General features: G+C 48.9%; 15 protein-coding genes. 14 read left to right on the plus strand and 1 reads right to left on the minus strand.

What is annotated here, in order from left to right:
• The first annotated feature begins 1 nt into the window (after nucleotide 1).
• The 5 genes from EC604_RS16940 (at nucleotide 2) to EC604_RS16960 (ending at nucleotide 6,625) form a co-directional block, all read left to right on the plus strand.
• Entirely contained in the window at nucleotides 2-1,162 is a 1,161-nt protein-coding gene (locus EC604_RS16940) for a glycosyltransferase (RefSeq protein ID WP_240036974.1), read from the plus strand.
• Nucleotides 1,163-1,287: 125 nt separating this feature from the next.
• Nucleotides 1,288-2,808, plus strand: a complete 1,521-nt coding sequence (locus EC604_RS16945; RefSeq protein WP_123065430.1) for a phytoene desaturase family protein — start codon at nucleotides 1,288-1,290, stop codon at nucleotides 2,806-2,808.
• Nucleotides 2,809-3,348: 540 nt separating this feature from the next.
• Entirely contained in the window at nucleotides 3,349-4,416 is a 1,068-nt protein-coding gene (fni, locus tag EC604_RS16950; RefSeq protein ID WP_123065289.1) for a type 2 isopentenyl-diphosphate Delta-isomerase, read from the plus strand.
• Between the two features lie 456 nt (nucleotides 4,417-4,872).
• Complete coding sequence (locus EC604_RS16955; RefSeq protein ID WP_240036976.1) at nucleotides 4,873-6,186, plus strand: transcriptional regulator; 1,314 nt, start codon at nucleotides 4,873-4,875, stop codon at nucleotides 6,184-6,186.
• 268 nt (nucleotides 6,187-6,454) lie between these two features.
• Nucleotides 6,455-6,625 carry an aspartyl-phosphate phosphatase Spo0E family protein gene (locus tag EC604_RS16960; RefSeq protein ID WP_123065291.1) on the plus strand — a complete coding sequence of 57 codons (171 nt, stop codon included), beginning with the start codon at nucleotides 6,455-6,457 and terminating at the stop codon, nucleotides 6,623-6,625.
• Between the two features lie 88 nt (nucleotides 6,626-6,713).
• Here the strand turns inward: EC604_RS16960 and EC604_RS16965 are convergent, their stop codons facing one another.
• Nucleotides 6,714-7,175: a hypothetical protein gene (locus tag EC604_RS16965; protein ID WP_123065292.1), complete on the minus strand. Its 462-nt coding sequence runs from the start codon at nucleotides 7,173-7,175 to the stop codon at nucleotides 6,714-6,716.
• Nucleotides 7,176-7,533: 358 nt separating this feature from the next.
• Between EC604_RS16965 and EC604_RS16970 the strand changes: the two genes are divergently transcribed.
• The 9 genes from EC604_RS16970 to EC604_RS17010 all read left to right on the plus strand — a co-directional run bounded on the left by EC604_RS16970 (nucleotide 7,534) and on the right by EC604_RS17010 (nucleotide 18,001).
• Nucleotides 7,534-8,004, plus strand: coding sequence for a GNAT family N-acetyltransferase (locus EC604_RS16970; RefSeq protein WP_123065293.1), 471 nt, complete (start codon nucleotides 7,534-7,536; stop codon nucleotides 8,002-8,004).
• A 134-nt stretch (nucleotides 8,005-8,138) separates the two neighbouring features.
• Nucleotides 8,139-9,239 carry a redox-regulated ATPase YchF gene (gene ychF, locus EC604_RS16975; protein ID WP_123065294.1) on the plus strand — a complete coding sequence of 367 codons (1,101 nt, stop codon included), beginning with the start codon at nucleotides 8,139-8,141 and terminating at the stop codon, nucleotides 9,237-9,239.
• A 221-nt stretch (nucleotides 9,240-9,460) separates the two neighbouring features.
• Entirely contained in the window at nucleotides 9,461-10,060 is a 600-nt protein-coding gene (locus tag EC604_RS16980; RefSeq protein ID WP_161556965.1) for an SUKH-4 family immunity protein, read from the plus strand.
• A gap of 441 nt (nucleotides 10,061-10,501) precedes the next feature.
• The gene (gene prfA, locus EC604_RS16985) at nucleotides 10,502-11,569 is read left to right on the plus strand and encodes a peptide chain release factor 1 (protein ID WP_123065296.1); all 1,068 of its coding nucleotides are present in this window, start codon (nucleotides 10,502-10,504) and stop codon (nucleotides 11,567-11,569) included.
• 24 nt (nucleotides 11,570-11,593) lie between these two features.
• Nucleotides 11,594-12,478 (plus strand): peptide chain release factor N(5)-glutamine methyltransferase, encoded by an 885-nt coding sequence (gene prmC, locus EC604_RS16990; RefSeq protein WP_123065431.1) that lies wholly within the window; start codon nucleotides 11,594-11,596, stop codon nucleotides 12,476-12,478.
• Between the two features lie 86 nt (nucleotides 12,479-12,564).
• Nucleotides 12,565-13,794, plus strand: coding sequence for an FtsW/RodA/SpoVE family cell cycle protein (locus tag EC604_RS16995; RefSeq protein ID WP_123065297.1), 1,230 nt, complete (start codon nucleotides 12,565-12,567; stop codon nucleotides 13,792-13,794).
• A gap of 257 nt (nucleotides 13,795-14,051) precedes the next feature.
• Nucleotides 14,052-15,278, plus strand: a complete 1,227-nt coding sequence (locus EC604_RS17000) for an FtsW/RodA/SpoVE family cell cycle protein (protein ID WP_123065298.1) — start codon at nucleotides 14,052-14,054, stop codon at nucleotides 15,276-15,278.
• 600 nt (nucleotides 15,279-15,878) lie between these two features.
• Complete coding sequence (spoIIR, locus tag EC604_RS17005) at nucleotides 15,879-16,538, plus strand: stage II sporulation protein R (RefSeq protein ID WP_123065299.1); 660 nt, start codon at nucleotides 15,879-15,881, stop codon at nucleotides 16,536-16,538.
• Nucleotides 16,539-16,753: 215 nt separating this feature from the next.
• Nucleotides 16,754-18,001, plus strand: a complete 1,248-nt coding sequence (locus EC604_RS17010; protein ID WP_430538803.1) for an L-threonylcarbamoyladenylate synthase — start codon at nucleotides 16,754-16,756, stop codon at nucleotides 17,999-18,001.
• Nucleotides 18,002-18,124: the final 123 nt, after the last annotated feature.

Consider the following 18,124-nt stretch of genomic DNA (forward strand, 5'->3'; position numbering starts at 1 on the left):
CATGAATGAGAGTATGAATGCATCTGAGATATTGTGGATGTGTCTGGTGGGAGGGTTGCTGCTGCAACTGCTCTTTGCGGTGTGGAATGCCTCTTGCCTTCCCAAAGTACGATCATTCCGTAAGGGGAACATCGTGCCGCCCGATCAGCTTGTTTCGGTATTGATTCCCGCGCGAAATGAACGAATACATATTGAAGAATGTTTGCACAGTGTGCTTGCCAGCCAAACGAATGGGTTCCGCATGGAGGTACTTGTACTGGACGACCGCTCCGAAGATGAAACTGCCGCTTTGGTTCAGGCGATGGCTGATCGAGATTCACGTGTACGTTTGCTGCGTGGTACGGAGCTGCCTGCGGGTTGGATGGGTAAATCCCATGCCTGTAACCGATTGGTTCAGGAAGCGCAAGGAGACTGGTTTATGTTCGTGGATGCAGACGTCCGGGTCAAGCCGGATGCCATTCGGCATACACTTGCTGCCGGGTGTGCGCAGGGCGGCGGGCTGGTTACCGGCTTCCCGTATCAGGTTGCGAAGACCTGGATGGAAAAGCTTGTCGTGCCGATGATGATGTTTACGATCATCAGTCATTTGCCTATTTTCATGATACGCAGGTCAGCCAGTCCAATGTTTGTCGCCGCTACGGGGGCTTTTTTGCTTATTCATCGAACAAGTTATGAAGCATCCGGCGGTCATGCAGCGATTCAAGGGCATCTGGTGGATGACATGAGTCTCGCCAAAGCGGTGAAACGTGCGGGTCATCCCGTCATGCTTGCAGATGTCCACGATGTGACGAGTACACGAATGTATCAGAACGGTGCAGAGGTATGGAACGGATATAAGAAAAATATGTATGAAGGCATGGGACGCAAAGACGTGCTGTTGCTGGGTACGATGCTAATGTATTTTGTTATGTATATCGTGCCGCCACTGGGTCTGGTTATAGGGCTATTAACGGGCAGCGAAACGTCATTTCTGTATGGTTTCATAGGCATGTTGCTTGGCATGGCTGTAAAACGGGTATCCGATCATATCGGAGGTCAGCCGTGGTGGCTTGCTCTTTTGCAACCAATCAGTATGGCTTGTGTGATTGCTATTGGTCTAGCCTCATGGCAGGCAGGTCGATCTGGTAAAGGGTACGTATGGAAAGGCAGGCGGTATAGCTGATGCAGAGTGTACAAGGAAATGGTGACGGTTCGGAAGGTGCAGGGAAAGGCAAAGGTACAGAGACAGGTCGAGGTATCACGGGAGGTAGTACAGGGACGGGGACAACGCTGGAAAAAGGAACGGAAATGCACACCTGGCACCAAGGGGAAGCTTCAAGTGGAAACTTAAAACAGGATGTCATTATAATCGGGGCAGGCTTCGGAGGTCTTTCCTGTGCGATTCGCCTTGCTACGGCTGGCTTGCGGGTAACGATTCTGGAGCGCCAGGCGCATGTGGGCGGCAAGCTGCAGCAGATCCAGCAGGACGGTTATCATTTTGACCGCGGGCCGAGCACGATTACGATGCCGGATGCGTTTCGCTCTGTTTTTGATCAGGCGGGAGTGGTGATGGAGAACTATGTGCAGCTGTACGAGCTGGAACCTCGGACACGTAATGTTTTTGCGGATGGAACGGTGGTCGATCTGTCTAGAAATCGCGGCTGGATGAAAGAGCAGATTGCTGTGTACAGTCCGGAGGATGCCTTGCGTTATGATGCATTTATGGATGAATCTGCTGCATTGTATGCGGAGGCTAATCGTCATTTTCTCGGCAAACTGCTGCTGAACCCGTCTGATAAATACAAATTCCAGATGCTGCGCAGTCTGCTTCGGGTGCGGCCTACGGTCAGGCTGGATAACCTGCTGCGCAAGTATTTCAGCCATCCGCATACACTCGCGATGTTCGGGCGGTACGCTACATATGTAGGGTCATCGCCGTATCTCTCTCCCTCCATTTTTGCCATGATGGGTCATGTGGAAGCAGAGGTAGGCGTCTATGGGGTCAAAGGCGGAACGTATCAGCTGATTGAAGGCATGACCCGGCTCGCGCAGGAAAAAGGCGTGCAGATTATGACGGGGGTAGAGGTACACCAGATCGCGGTTCGGCATGGCAAGGTGGTCGGCATGGATACGGATCGGGGCTTTATGGAAGCAAAGCAGGTTGTGGCTAACGGAGATGTGCTTAGTGTAAACAGGCTACTGCTCGCGCCGGAGCATCGGAAACGAATGAGTGATGCCCGGATTGCAAAATATGAACCGTCCATTTCAGGCTTTGTCACCCTGGCCGGGGTACGCAGGAAATACGATCAGTTGTTGCATCACACGGTCTTTTTTCCAGAACAGTACAAGCCGGAGTTTGATGATATTTTCCGTGACCGCAGGATGCCTTCCGATCCAACGATATACATCTGTTACTCCGGTTACTCCGAAGCAGGCATGGCTCCAGAAGGAGCCAGCAATCTGTTCATTCTAGTGAACGCGCCATATTTGTCTCAAGCGTGGAACTGGGAAGAGCAGAAGTATCGTTATGGTGAGTTTGTGCTGGAGCAATTGGAGGCGCGTGGTATTGGCGGATTGAAACAATCGGAAGTGTTAATTTTTTATACACCGCAACATATTGAACGGGATACGCTTGCTCATCAAGGGTCGATCTATGGCATTTCCTCCAATTCGGTGAAACAGACTTTCATGCGGCCAGGCAATCAGAGCAAAGATGTTCAAGGGCTCTGGTACGTTGGCGGCACAACCCACCCTGGCGGCGGAACCCCGATTGTTACGTTGTCCGGACAGCTTGTGGGGGAGCAACTTGCAGCCGAGCTGGGGAGGTAGGGCAGGGTACGTGGAGGGCAGGTGTGCCGAACCTCGATTCTTTTAATCAATTCAATGAATTTAATGAGGCAGAACGAGGTGTTGCAAGACTCTAATGAAATACAATAGCTGCTCCATTGTTTGACTGAATGAGAACAAGGGTTGCAAGGACTAACAATGCAGCATAGTTGATCCGAGCTTTAATAAAGCAAATAGCTGCTCCAAAACTCTAATGAGTTCATGTTTGAGATCATGGGGTTTTGGAGTGTCCTTTCATTAGGTTGAGAGGAACGGTATACTAGATAGAGTTGTCCATTGATGGGCGCTACCCTATAGGGTTTGTCTAAGAACCGAATGGATAAGCCGAGCGGTTAGCGACACAGGATGATTTATTGGATAGGCGTGAGTAGATAGGACGATGAGTGATTGCCACTAGTCCATTGCACCGCATTTACATAGAAACAAGAGTTACAGAGCAACTCAGCATGGGGTAGGGAGTATGAAGCAAAACAACGCAAACAAGCCTATCCTGCACATCATTCTCACATAGGAGGTCTCATCATGAACGAACAAGAGCGAGCCGGCAAACGGCTGCTGCCCGAAGTGGCAACGGGGGAACGGAAGCTGGAGCACGTGCGCCTCTGTCTGGAGGAGAATGTGGCAGGAGAAGGCATAACGAGCGGATTGGAGAAGTATGCGTTTCGTCATCATCCGCTGCCGGAGCTGGACTTTGAAGAGGTTCATCTGGACACTTCGTTCCTTGGTAAAAAAATGCGTACACCCTTGCTCATCAGTTCGATGACGGGTGGAAGCAAAACGACAGGCGCCATCAATGAACGCCTGGCAAGGGTAGCCAACGCCAGAGGCTGGGCGCTCGGCGTAGGCTCGATCCGGGCTGCGGTGGAGCAGCCGGAACTCGCAAGCACATTTGATGTCCGCCGCTGGGCACCGGACATCCCGGTCATCGCGAACCTGGGCGCGGTTCAGCTGAACTACGGCTTCAGCACAGCTGATTTCCAGCGTGCCGTGGATATCGCCGGCGCAGATCTGCTCGTGCTGCATCTGAACACGCTGCAGGAAGTATTCCAGCCCGAAGGCAATACGAACTTCAGTGGTCTGTACCAACGAATCGAGAAATTGTGTCGTGAGCTGGAAGTGCCTGTTGGTGTCAAGGAAGTTGGTTTTGGCATCGATGGCGTGACGGCACAGCGACTATACGAAGCGGGCGTAGCCTTCATCGATGTGGCTGGTGCGGGCGGGACAAGCTGGGTACAGGTGGAGAAGTATCGTAACAATAACCCGGTACGCCGGGCGGCTGCGGAAGCTTTTGCCGATTGGGGCATTCCAACGGCTGAATGCATCCAGGACGTGCGCGCGCTGAACCCCGATGGGGCGATGATCGGTAGCGGCGGACTGTATACTGGCGTGGATGCCGCCAAAGCCCTCGCGCTCGGTGCCGACCTCGCAGGTTTTGGTCGCTCTTTGCTCGAATCCGCCGTCACCTCCGACGAAGCGCTGTCCGAACGGCTAGAGCAGGTCGAATTCGAGCTACGCACCGTCATGTTTGGCATCGGCGCAGGCAGCGTTGCAGATGTGAAACGGACAGAACGTCTGGTTGAGCGGCGGTAATGTTGGTGGACGGGGACGCCGAGGAGTCAGAGTGGAGAATCGAAGGTTAGTGAGCGGTGTGTTTGTATCGGTTCAGTAGCTCTAACGATCCCACAGAACCTTATTCTGCGCTTTTTGAGGTGTTTATAAATCTAACGATCACCAGAAGCGCTATTTGTGTGAAAACCTTCAAAAGTGGGCGAAAAACGTGGCTTTTCAAGTAAATAAGCTCCCTGGTGATCGTTAGAATTCGTGGAGTCCCATCGTAGCAATCGCTGATCGTTCTAAATCCGCTCAACTGGTATGGGGCGGTTTTTTTTGTATATTAAAGTAAAATATTTACAAGTAAAATATTGATGATACTTACCAAAATATTGTATGATCGCATTAAGCTTTATTTCTTGGGAAGGCGGTGTCCCGTTGAGCGAAAAAACTACAATTCGTGACCATTTAGAACATTTTTTAAAAAGGAATCGAATGACCATCAATCGCTTTTCCGAGATTTCTGGCGTGAATTCCGGGACATTGAGCGGCACGTTGAAAGGAAATCGTCCAATCGGGTTAAATCAATTGGATCGCATTACGGCTGGCATTGGGATGCCTGAAGGCGAATTATATGAACTGTACATAAATGAATATTTAGTGGACTCTAATCTGGATTGGAGAAGGCTTAGACCTTTTCTATATCGTTGTGCAGAGCTAGGCCATATAACACATATGGAGACAGCGGTGAACTATGTGATGGATAACCTTTCCTACATACCTATGTTGTTTGAATTGGCAGAGCAGCTGCATAGCGAAGGCAAGATGGAGGCTTGTAAACCGTTGTACCGCTGTGTCGCTGAAAGTGAGAAATTGCAACATTCGGAACGTCTGGCTTTATGCCAATATCGTCTGTTTTCGATAGGACTTTCGAATGACCAGGTTCATAATCTTACGCTAGCCACACGATTCGAACTATTTGTAGAACGTCTTGATGAGCAATATCAATTCGATGCGCTGAATGAACTGATCAATGTGTATGCATCCTTGCGCCGCTGGGACAAAGTGAAAGAATTTGCCGACCAGTTACAGATCAAAGCTTTTATTCAATATGACGCCAAGAAAACATTACGAGAAGTGGAGACTAAAACGAAAAAGAAGATTGTGTATTATGCTTTGTATTCGTATCTTGCTCTTGCTGAGGTCAGTTATCAACATGGGAAATATGAAGAAACGCTTCAGTATGTCTCAAAATATGCTGATTACAGCTGGATCAAAGATCCTACTGAAGAGGAAAAGATGGTGATTCTTCAGTTTCAGGATTGGTCAGAAGGAAATAACTACTATTTCAGATTGCTGTCAGGTGAAACAGAGTTGATTCCAGAATATTTAACGTATATCTCTGACCGAAAAAAAGAAATATTTCCTGCACTATGCGCAATTGTGACCGCAGCAAATCGATATAATGTCAATATTGACGATGTACTTGAGCAGTATCAATCTCATCTGGATTACGAGGAACAGAGCAGTTGCTTCGGAAAAATGAGCAAACAATACACCAATGATCAATATGGTATTTTGCTTGCAGGGTTAGGTACGTATTATTTAAGAAATAACCACTATGACAGAGGCGTAGCTTATATTCGTCAAGGCATGGAATTTGCGATTGAAAACATGAATAAAGATGGACTTCTCGATTGTCTAGGCCTGTTTGATGATTTGCAGTACGTCGTCACTGGACTAGGGGTCAAGCCTAGCGCCGAGTTGCTTATTGAGAAGATACAGAGATTGTACAGTCCGGAACGATGAAAGGGTACAAAAAGTAGACAATAGAGAAGGCTGAGTAACGTATCCACATGTAAGTATAGGCTAGGTGCATCCCCTAAGGTCAAAATAGATTAGGCTCGTTGCACTCTGATGCATCCTCCGTTTTGAAATTCCTTATACAGACAGTTGCTTAGATTGTCAAAAGGTGTTTCAGAAAAGGGTGTTTTTTTGTCGTTTTCACTGTTGGAGTTTATTTGAATTTTTGCTAATTAGCAGGATGTTCTAAAATAATACAGCAGGGAGGGGTGTTATGGAGCGAGACGAACTCAAACTGCGGATCGAAGAAGCAAGGGAGAGACTCCACCAATTAAAGACGGAGTACGGCGAGCTTCTTCACCCTCAGGTGATCCGCCAATCTATGGTGCTGGATGAACTTATTAATATGTACAATCATGTTAAAAGGATAAAGCCGATGGAGTAATCCATCGACCTCTGGGCGAGAAACTTTGGCCGGTCGCTCGTCCTTCTATTTTAACATAAGTGGATGTGTAGAAAGAGAAACATTCAATTTAAGTACAATTTTCCTTCACAGTCACATTATCGTTAGTTATCGTGATGAGGGAAGTTCCTGACACAGATTCTGTATATCCACAGGCTGTTTTTGTATAGGTATTGCCGCGACTGTCCTTAAATATGACGTAGACGGAACTTTCGCCTAAAAAATGCAATTTTGGAGTATACTTAATTTTTTTTCCGCTAACGATTTCTTCGCTAAAGGTATAGAGCAGGTCGGAATCTTCTTTTTTATCTGCTGTGCTCGAATCGAGAATGGGTTGCTTCCAATTCGTTATGCCTGTCTTAATCTGAATAATGTCATAGTCTGACTGATTATCAATTGTAATTCTGAGTTTGCGGAACGGATCGATGGCATTTAGAAAACTCATCACTACAATGGTGCCCAGTGCAAGGAACAGGCCAAGGGCAATCATTATTTTTATTTTGGAAAAGGGACGACGTGGTTTGGTGTGCATGGTTAAACCGTCCTTTCTATTCGATTGTTTTATACGGGTGTCTCGTATTAAAGATATAAACGCAGGAATGCATGCAAAAGTTGGTGCAGGAGCATTATTTTACAGTGTATGTTCAATGAATAAGGTACAATACGAAGGAGAACGAACAGATCTATAGAGGATATACGCATGAAGACGTGTAAAGTCGATTAGGTGATGAGTGCTCAACATAAGTAGTTGAGGTGCCTGGAATGAGTTCATTTAATGAGGTTCATGCAGTGGGATACTTGAAGAGGTGCTGAACTGTACATAAAGATCACATGTAGGTCATCCTAATATTCACACCGAAGTGATCACACCTGGATAAGGAGGAAATAACATGGAACTGTCTCCAATGAATACGGAACAATTTGCGAGTTTCCGCAGCCGTTCAATTGAAGATTTTGCACAGGAAAAAGTAGAAGCAGGAACGTGGGCGCCGGAGGAGGCGCTAGGACAGGCAGAGGAATCGTATGAGCGTTATCTGCCGGAAGGGTTAGATACTCCAGGGGCATATGTGTTTAATCTGGTGCATCCGGTGGACGGCATTGTAGGATACATCTGGTTTAACATTACGGAGAATCGCCGGGGGAAAGAAGCCTTTCTGCTGGATATCGTGGTGGAAGAAGCATATCGCGGCAAAGGGTACGGTACAGAAACGATGAATGCACTCGAAAAGACCGCGAGAAGTCTTGGGGTGAATCGCATTGGGCTGCATGTGTTTGGACATAATGAGCGGGCAAGCAGCCTGTATCGCAAGATGGGTTATGAAGTGACGGACTTGACGATGTACAAGGAAATCAAAGGCTAGCATGAACCAGGGATTTGAAGAAGGAGATGGCTGCGGGTGAATCGGCGAAGTTCCTTGATGCCTTGGGGTTTGTCATATATAATGGATAGGATTATCCATACCGAACAAGTAATGAATGAGGAGTTGTCATATACATGGCTTTGAAAGCAGGAATAGTGGGGCTTCCGAACGTCGGAAAATCTACGTTGTTTAATGCAATTACACAAGCAGGTGCCGAGTCGGCAAACTATCCGTTTTGTACGATTGACCCGAACGTGGGGATCGTCGAAGTACCGGACGAGCGTTTGGACAAATTGACAGAACTCGTTGTACCGAAAAAAACAGTGCCTACCGCATTTGAGTTTGTTGATATCGCCGGTCTGGTGCGCGGAGCGAGCAAAGGTGAAGGCCTGGGTAACAAGTTTCTTGCCCACATCCGTGAAGTGGATGCGATTGTGCATGTTGTACGTTGCTTTGTGGACGAGAACATCACTCACGTCGATGGCAAGATTGATCCTGTAAGTGACATTCAGACGATTAACCTGGAGTTGATCCTGGCAGATATCGAGAGTGTTGAGAAAAAAATCGACCGTTCCAAGAAAAACATGAAGGGTGGCAACAAAACGGCTGCTCAAGAAGTGGAAGTATTGGAGAAAGTCAAAGCGGTCCTTTATGAAGACAAGCCGGCACGCAGCATGGAGCTGACAGACGAAGAGCGTCTGATTGTACGTGACCTGCACTTGCTTACGCTGAAACCCGTTCTGTATGCGGCCAATGTGGCTGAAGACGAAATTGGTGATGTAGCGAACAATGCATATGTGCAAAAGGTAAGAGAGTTCGCAGCTGCTGAAAATGCCGAAGTGGTGCCGATCAGTGCAAAAGTGGAGGAAGAAATCTCCGAACTGGAAGGCGAAGATAAACAAATGTTCCTGGAAGAGCTCGGTATCGAGGATTCCGGTCTGAACCTGCTCATCAAAGCAGCTTATAAATTGCTCGGATTGTATACGTACTTTACAGCGGGTGTACAAGAGGTTCGTGCATGGACCATCCGTAAAGGAACAAAAGCGCCTGGCGCAGCGGGTGTTATTCACACGGACTTCGAACGCGGATTCATCCGTGCAGAGGTTGTTTCTTATGACGATCTGGTTGCTGCGGGCTCCATGAACGGTGCCAAAGAGCGCGGTCAACTGCGTCTGGAAGGTAAAGAGTACGTGGTGAATGACGGCGACGTTATGCATTTCCGTTTCAACGTGTAATTTTAAAAAGCGAGATTAAAGACGGGTCAGCCTTCAGAGGCTTACCGGTTAAAATAAAGAACAGCACTACTCTCTTTAGCGGGGGAATAGTGCTGTTTTTGTTTGCATTTCACTCCGAAACGACAGGTCAGTTTATGCAAGTTCGATTACGTTTTCACTGGATTGTTTACCCTTGATGGATATAATAAAAGAAAGAAGTACCCTTGGAGGAGGTGGCAAGAGTGGATATAACGTCCCGGTGTATTCGATACGATCCTCTGCTTGTAGAAAAAGCAAATTTATCCGAAGAAACGCAGGAGTTACTGCTTCATTCTGGCTTGTCACAGCCCACGTTGGACGGTGAAGATGTACTTGGTATTAGGTTCAACTCGTTGCCGGATATGGGGTTGATGAGGACATCGGATGATCTCAAAATGCTGTTACCCATCGGTTATGAATGGGATGAGCAGACGGCCATTCTTGGGGTGGAAGCTGGAACGGGCATACTGTATAGAGTAGATGTGCAGACCGAAGAGTATGATGTAATGAACAGCAGTCTCCATCTGTTTCTGGCGTTTCTGAGCAGGTACACGGCAATCGTACAGGAGTACTCCAAAGCCTATGAACCCACTGTCATGACACTGGAACAAGCGCAAGCGAAGCTGGAAGCATTTCGACGCGGAGAGATTAAACCTCGTTTAACGCAAAGTGAGCAATCTGGAAGAGATGATGCGGTGAAGCTACTCCGTTTATTTTATACAGAACAAGACCCTGTAAGTATGATTGATGAGGAAACGTGGTGGAGTGTTGTGCTGGAGCAGTTGGAGGACGAATTGCTCTAGCGACGCTGACAAGGAAGGCTGTTTCCAGGGGTGATGAAGGCTAAGTTGCAAATATTTCTTGTGGCTTTGTGGTTTTACGTAACAATATTCATGTTTGCACCATGAACTATTGCTGTTCAGAGGCATAAGAATATGCTATAATTAAGAGTCGTATACCCATGATGAACTATTCGTTGTAATCGATAAGATGAGGCGGCGGTCTTCAGGAGGTAGGCGATTTCTTTATATCACTTTAAAAGTAAAGGATTTGATGACGTTGTAGCGAGGTTATACGTCGATCATATAACACGGAATTCGAATGAGATGCTGCGGTCAGGGGATTCAGAGAATCCTGTGGTTTGTGGAATTTTGAATGATAGATATATACAGCAAATGTACATGTGGGATCGTTATGAAAGACGGGCATGTGCAAAGACAAAATAAAACGTGAGGTGACTATACATGTTGGATAAATTGCAGGCATTGGCCGATCGTTATGACAAGCTGAGCGAGCTTTTGTGTGACCCGGATGTAGCTAGTGATAACAAAAAGCTGCGTGAATATTCGAAGGAGCAATCCGATCTTCAGCCGACATACGATGCGTACAATGAGTACAAACAGGTAAGCGAGGATTTGGAAGCGGCGAAGGAAATGCAAGGCGAGAAGCTGGATGATGAGATGCGCGAGATGGTCAAAATGGAGATTGAAGAATTGTCCGCTCGCCAGAAAGAACTGGATGATCTGATTCGTGTACTCATGCTGCCCAAAGATCCGAATGACGACAAAAACGTTATTGTGGAAATTCGCGGCGCGGCTGGTGGAGATGAAGCGGCATTGTTTGCGGCGGATCTGTACCGGATGTATACCCGTTATGCGGATGCTCAGGGCTGGAAAGTCGAGCTGATGGATGTGAACACGAATGACCTCGGTGGGTTCAAAGAGGTTGTATTCATGATCAACGGACGCGGCGCGTATAGCAAAATGAAATACGAGAGCGGCGCACACCGTGTGCAACGTATCCCGACAACGGAATCCGGTGGACGGATTCATACATCGACTTCAACCGTAGCCGTAATGCCGGAAGCGGAAGATTTTGATATCGAAATTCATGATAAAGACATTCGTGTGGATACGTTCTGTTCCAGTGGTGCCGGTGGACAATCGGTTAACACAACGAAATCGGCAGTACGGGTAACTCACGTACCTACAGGTATCGTAGCAACATGTCAGGATGGGAAATCCCAGAACTCCAACAAAGAAAAAGCGTTGCAAGTTTTGCGTACACGTATCTTTGATATGAAACGTATGGAAGAAGAAGCGAAAATTTCCGTAGAGCGCAAAAGCAAAGTGGGAACGGGTGACCGCAGTGAGCGGATTCGTACGTACAACTTCCCGCAAAGCCGTGTAACCGATCACCGCATCGGCCTGACGATGCACAAGCTGGATCAAATCATGAACGGTGAGATTGAAGATATCTTGTCTGCACTGACGATTGCTCAGCAGACCGAGATGATGGACAGAGGAGAATAATCTGTGACGGGCGGACAGTTTGTAATGACGCCGGAGCAGAGTTGCCGGGAAGCCTTCGTAGAGGCTTCCTCTTTTTTGGAGAAGTGCGGCGTGTACGAGCCGCATAACAATGCACGGCTGCTGCTGGAGCATGTGCTGGGCGTCTATGGCGCCCAGTATTACATGATGCAGCCGGAGCCGTTCCCCAGCGAGCTGCGCAGCCGCTGGGAAGACGCCGTCACGCGCAAGGCCGCGGGTGAGCCGGCGCAATACATTATCGGCAGCCAGGAATTTTACGGGCTGCCGTTCGAGGTCACGCCGGCCGTGCTGATTCCGCGGCCGGAGACCGAGCTGCTGGTCGAGGCTGTGCTACGCGCAGCAGACCGCGTGTTTGCCGGCGGTGCGGTGCGCGCCGTCGACATTGGCACGGGCAGCGGCGCCATCGCGGTAACGATGGCTTCGCTTCGCCCGCAGTGGCAGGTGTCCGCCGGAGATCTCTCGGCGGATGCCCTGCATGTGGCCGCGCGCAACGCGGCCGCGAACGGCGTACAGATCGACTTCCGTGAAGGCGATCTGCTTGGTCCGTTCGCTGGGGAGCGGTTGGACATTCTGGTGTCCAACCCGCCCTACATCCCGGCGGACGATATCGCCGGGTTGCAGCAGGAGGTGCGCGATCATGAGCCGCGCCTCGCGCTGGATGGCGGTCCGGACGGGCTCGCCCCGTACCGCATCATGGTAGAGCAGCTGAAGCTGCTGCCTGCGCCACCGCAGATTGTCGGTTTTGAGCTGGGCATGGGCCAGGCTCAGGACGTGGCGGCATTGCTGGAATCGGCGGGGCACTGGCCGGAGATTATCATCGTTCCCGACCTTGCCGGAATTGAGCGGCATGTCCTGGGTGTTCGACCTTCGGAACAGGTGACAAAAATGTAAGGCAACTTAAGTTTTCTTTTTGCCGTAAAATCCTCTACAATGGGGTATGCCGAAGATTTTCTGAATGCTTGGGGGAACATAATTACATGCTGCACAAATTCAAAAAGATCGATTACTCCATCGTTTTTATTCTAATACTCCTGATGGTTATCAGCATTTTATCTATTTATAGCACCACGTTTGGTCGTCCGAAGCTGGAAGGTCTGACACGAAGTGCAGTTATCTTTTATATTCTGGGCTTCATCGTTTTCTTCGGAATGTCGATGATCAACTACAAATTCATTATTAAAAACTATTTGTATATCTACGGCGTGGGCATGCTGCTGCTGATCTTTGTCATGTTTTTTGGTAAAGAATATTATGGTGCCAAAGGCTGGTTATCTGTATTCGGTGTCAGCTTGCAGCCTGCTGAATTATTTAAACTATGTCTTATCGTTTTTTTGTCTGCCCTATTGGCTCGAAAGAAAAATCGGCCCTTGTATTTTGGACGTGATGTGATTCCGGTTTCTCTTTGCGTTTTGCCGCCTTTGCTGCTTGTGCTGCTACAAAATGACTTGGGTAACGCCCTGAGCTATATCATTATTCTGATTGGTCTGCTCTGGATCGGTAATATCAAGTTTACCCATGCATTAATCGGTTTTATGATTGCTGTAGCTGCATTTGTCGGGGGCACGCAGGCATACATCCATTATCATGATGAGATCGTGAAATTCCTTAAGGATATCGGCCGTTCGCACTGGGCGGATCGTTTTGACCCATGGCTTGTGCCAGATCAGACATCCCGGGATGTGCTGTGGCAGACATATAATGCGAAGCTGGCTATCGGTTCCGGCGGAATTACGGGCAAAGGGTACATGGAAGGCACAACCATCCAATCCAACCGTGTGCCACTGGCGTATGCCGATTCGATCTTTGTTCAGATCGGAGAAGAGTTTGGTTTTATCGGCGCCTCCGTGCTGTTACTCCTGTATTTTATCCTGATCCACCGGTTGGTTTTAATTGCATTGGAGTGTAAAGATCGAGCGGGGCCATACCTTATCGTAGGCATTATTGCCATGTTGCTCTATCAGATCTTTGTCAACATTGGACCCTTCATTGGACTGATGCCACTGACGGGGATTACGTTGCCGTTTATCAGCTCAGGGGGTACGTCACTCGTGCTGAATATGATCAGTATGGGCATTGTGATGAGCATCAAGGTGCATACTGAGGAAAACGAAGATATTCTGGGATCGGCGGAGCAACCGAGTATTTCAGAGTTGGTGATGAAGCTGTTTAGACGCAAACCTGTGCAGCAGGATCAACCGGAACAGTGAATCGAACTATCGTACACGAAGTCAGATCGACCTTGGAACCGTTCTTCCCGGCATTTGCTGGGGAACGGACTTTCAAGGTTTTTTGGTTATTTTACAGGCAAACCTCTGTGCAGGAACTTAAATCATTACGTTAACCACACCACATGTAAAAGTTAAAGTGAACCGGATTTCCATTCTCCCATCCAATTAGGTACAATGGTAATATTGATCAATATTGGTAAAGCGCGAGGTGTGAACTAGGGGGATATTCAAACATCATGTGGAAAATGGTAAAGAAGCTGGATGGCGTCATACTTTTTGTTCTGTTGGTGTTAATGATTATAAGTATACTTGCGATTTACAGTGGAACACGCTTTGATCCCAAGTTGGCCAATCACCATGTGAAAACGATCTATTTCTATGTGGTCGGATTCATCGCAATCATTGGAATTGGTTTGTTTAATTACAAGTTGTACGTGAAATATGCGTTTCTACTATACGGTATAGGCATTGTTTTTCTAATATTGGCAAATGTGGTTGGAAGTACGGTGAATAACGCGAATGGTTGGCTGAAGATCACCGAAACCATTTCGTTTCAACCTGCAGAATTGTTCAAAATGATCCTTGTTCTGTTCCTCGCCCATTTAATTGTGAAGCGTAAACGTGGGGAACTCGGGTTCTGGAGAGATGTCGTGCCGATTGGGCTCTGGACGTTTATTCCGTTTGCACTCGTTATGGCACAGAATGACCTGGGTAACGCTCTCGGTTATGTGGTTATTCTGGTTTCCGTTTTATGGATCGGCAATATGAAGCTGAAACATGCGTTAATCGGGCTTACGATTGTGGGTGCATTCTTTATTGGTTTCATCAAATCGTACACCTTCTACCATGACGAAGTGTTTACCTTTCTGGAAAAGATTAAACGTGAGCACTGGGCTGAACGGATCGATCCGTGGCTTGTCCCCGAGAAAGCTACAGCCAAAGCGATGTGGCATACGAAAAATGCAGGGCTTGCCATCGGATCGGGCGGAATTACGGGCAAGGGATTTTTGGAAGGAACCTCGGTTCAAAGCGGACGTGTGCCTTATACGTATTCGGATTCCATCTTTGTGGTGGTGGCAGAAGAATTTGGTTTTGTCGGAGCTTCGCTGTTAATCCTGTTATATTTTATCCTTATCCACCGGATGGTATTGATCGCACTGGAGTGCAAAGAACGGGCTGGGCCCATTATCATTGTGGGCATTATCGGGATGCTGCTCTATCAGGTGTTTGAAAATGTAGGTGCATTTCTTGGCCTTATGCCGCTGACGGGCATTACGCTGCCATTTATTAGTTATGGCGGTACGTCTTTGCTGATCAACATGGCCTGTATTGGGCTGGTGATGAGCATTAAGCTGTATGGTGATGAAGACGAGGATGAATGGCTGCCGGAGGAACAGTCTCCGTCGTTGATGCAGCGGATTTGGAGTCTACTGAAAAAGAAAAAAGAGAACAGCGCGATGTAGTTGTGTTTTTCACGAGTTGGAGGGATTATTCATGATGAATAATTTTCAAAAGATTGTGTCTGTATTACTCGTGTTAATAACGGTTTTACTGTGCCTAATCTATGTGGAAATGAAACATAGTAATCAAATGCAAGAGAGTGTTATTCACCACCTGTATAATTCAAATTAAAACGGCACTCTAATCCGTTGCTGTCCTCAAAGAAAGCTTAGTGAATACTAGGCTTTTTTTGTATGTCCAAGAAGAATTGTTCAGGGATGTTTACGAGTTGCTTGCAGGTCTATGGATAAGTCGGGGGTCGCCTCTTATCTATAGGGATTGAGGGGCTGGATTGTTCAAATGAGCTACATAAGAGATTGCATGTGTGCAGCGTTTAGAGTAGATAAGTAAGAATTTGATAAGGGTGCTCTTTTCGTGGCGGGGATAATGAGTATGTCTGTGTTTCTGTATTTCTGTGCCCTGTTATGAAGCTGGTTCATCCGTTTCTATGAATAAATTTAATAGATTTCAGGCTTATACTAGGTTTACTTCTTCCTCTACCGGGCATACTGATAGACATGAGAGAGTTGCAGCTGGATATCGGAACCGAGGGGGAGAACGGGATGAACAGACGAATTGTAAAACAAATTGGACTTATCCTTGTATGTCTTATGATGATCATTATGATGTGGGAAGGTCAGAAAACCGATGCGGCTGTTGCTGCTACTACTATTCCGGAGCAGTCGATTCGTTTGCGGATTCTAGCGAATTCCGATGCGGCCGGAGATCAGCTCGTGAAACGTGAGATTCGGGATGCAGTCGTTGCACAGATGGGCGAATGGGTTGGAGCGCTGGAGAATCCGCAAAGTCTGGAGCAGGCAAGGCATGTCATTCGGGAGCATCTGTCCGAGATTGAGAATCGGGTAGGGGAAGAGTTAATGAAACGTGGTCTAACTTATGAATATCAGGTGGAGCTGGGCACGGTTCCTTTTCCAACAAAGCTCTATGGTGGTACGGTGTACCCTGCTGGCGAATACGAAGCAGTACGGATTACGCTGGGCGAAGGCAAAGGACAGAACTGGTGGTGTGTGTTGTTCCCGCCGCTCTGTTTCATCGATGCAAGCACAGGCGATGCGCTGGCGAAACCATCGACAGTCTCTGCGGCATCCGCGGATGCAGTAGAGGTGAAGGCAACTGTGCAAGGTGAGACGCCCGAAGCTAGATTTTTTCTATGGGACGTTGCCGTGAAAATATGGGATTGGGTAGCAGGATTATTCGCTTAACAACCAATTAGTGATATATTTATATGCAGTGCGATATAAAATAAAAACTAAGGGATGGAAGTTTCGTTGCAGGTGTGCGGGGAGCTTCCTTTTTACGTGAACAGGATATGCGGAGGAAGTACCTTATGATTGGATCGAACCTGAAACGTGACAGATATGGTATACTTATATGTACTGAAATTGAACCTACTTGAAGTTTAGGGATGATGATATATATGACCAGAGAGCACGAAAAGGTACAACAACCCTCGTTTGAGGACAAGCCCGATAATGCGGCGGTAGAGAGAGCCAAGGTGGAACACAACACAGCCTTTTGGGATGTCAGAGCACTGTTGCATGAGCAGGGTGAGGCCGAGAACATAAATGTGCACGTGCAAGAGATTTCCCCAGTATCGGATGTGAAAAAGGCGAGTGCCGCCCGCGAAGCGGCGCTCGCTGACTTGCAGGCAGCCGCGGCCTGCCTTCGTCAAGGGAAGACGGTTGCCTTCCCTACCGAGACGGTCTACGGCCTCGGCGCAGACGCGCGCAGCACAGAAGCGGTGGAGGCGGTATTTGCCGCCAAAGGGCGGCCATCCGATAATCCGCTGATTGTGCATATCGCGCACCGTGACCAGCTGCATGAACTGGTCACTGAGGTAAATGCAGCGGCGGAAGCGCTGATGGCAGCCTTCTGGCCAGGCCCGCTTACGCTGGTGCTGCCGGTTAGGCCAGGGGCAGTGTCCCCGCGGGTCACTGCCGGACTGGACACGGTGGCCGTGCGCATGCCCGACCACCCGGTGGCGCTGTCACTCATCGCGGCGGCGGCATGCCCCGTTGCTGCGCCAAGTGCGAACCGCTCCGGGCGGCCTAGCCCGACCCTCGCCGCACATGTGCGGGAGGATCTGGATGGCCGCATCGGCGGCATTGTGGACGGCGGCCCCACCGGGGTGGGCGTCGAGTCCACCGTGGTGCAGGCCGGTGACGACGGTACCGTCACCATCCTGCGCCCAGGCGGCATTACGGCGGAACAGCTGTCCGCCGTGGCCGCCCGTGTCGCCACGGACCCGGCGCTTCTCGCCGAAGGGTCCGGTGGCGACAGCAACAGCCCGGCGCCGCGCTCGCCGGGCATGAAGTACACGCACTACGCACCCGCAGGGTCGCTGTGCGTGGTAGAGGGGCCGCCCGCAGCGGTGGCGGCCTGGACCCGCGCCGCCCTGGCGGAGGCGGCGCAGCGCGGAGAGCGCACCGCGGTGCTGGCGTTCGCCGAGCACGCGGAGCAGTACCGCGCCAATGCCGTGTTCTCGCTGGGCGATGCCAGCGAGCTACAGGAAGCTGCGCGCAGGCTATACGCCGCGCTGCGCAGCTGCGATGAGCAGGGCGCCACATATATCGTGGCGGAAGCCTGCTCACGCGAAGGGCTGGGAGCAGCCGTTATGAATCGGCTGCTCAAGGCGGCAGGCAACCAACTTATTCAAGTTGGCTGAGCCGCCCACCTAAGCGCTCCTGCCGACAGGATCAGGAGAGAACCTCAACTTTCGCAAGCAGTCAACACGTTTGCAAGCAGACGTAATGTTTAACGTAACACTCTATTATTTTCATGTTAGCAA

This window comes from Paenibacillus amylolyticus, from assembly GCF_003719335.1.
GTDB classification, from domain to species: domain Bacteria; phylum Bacillota; class Bacilli; order Paenibacillales; family Paenibacillaceae; genus Paenibacillus; species Paenibacillus amylolyticus_D.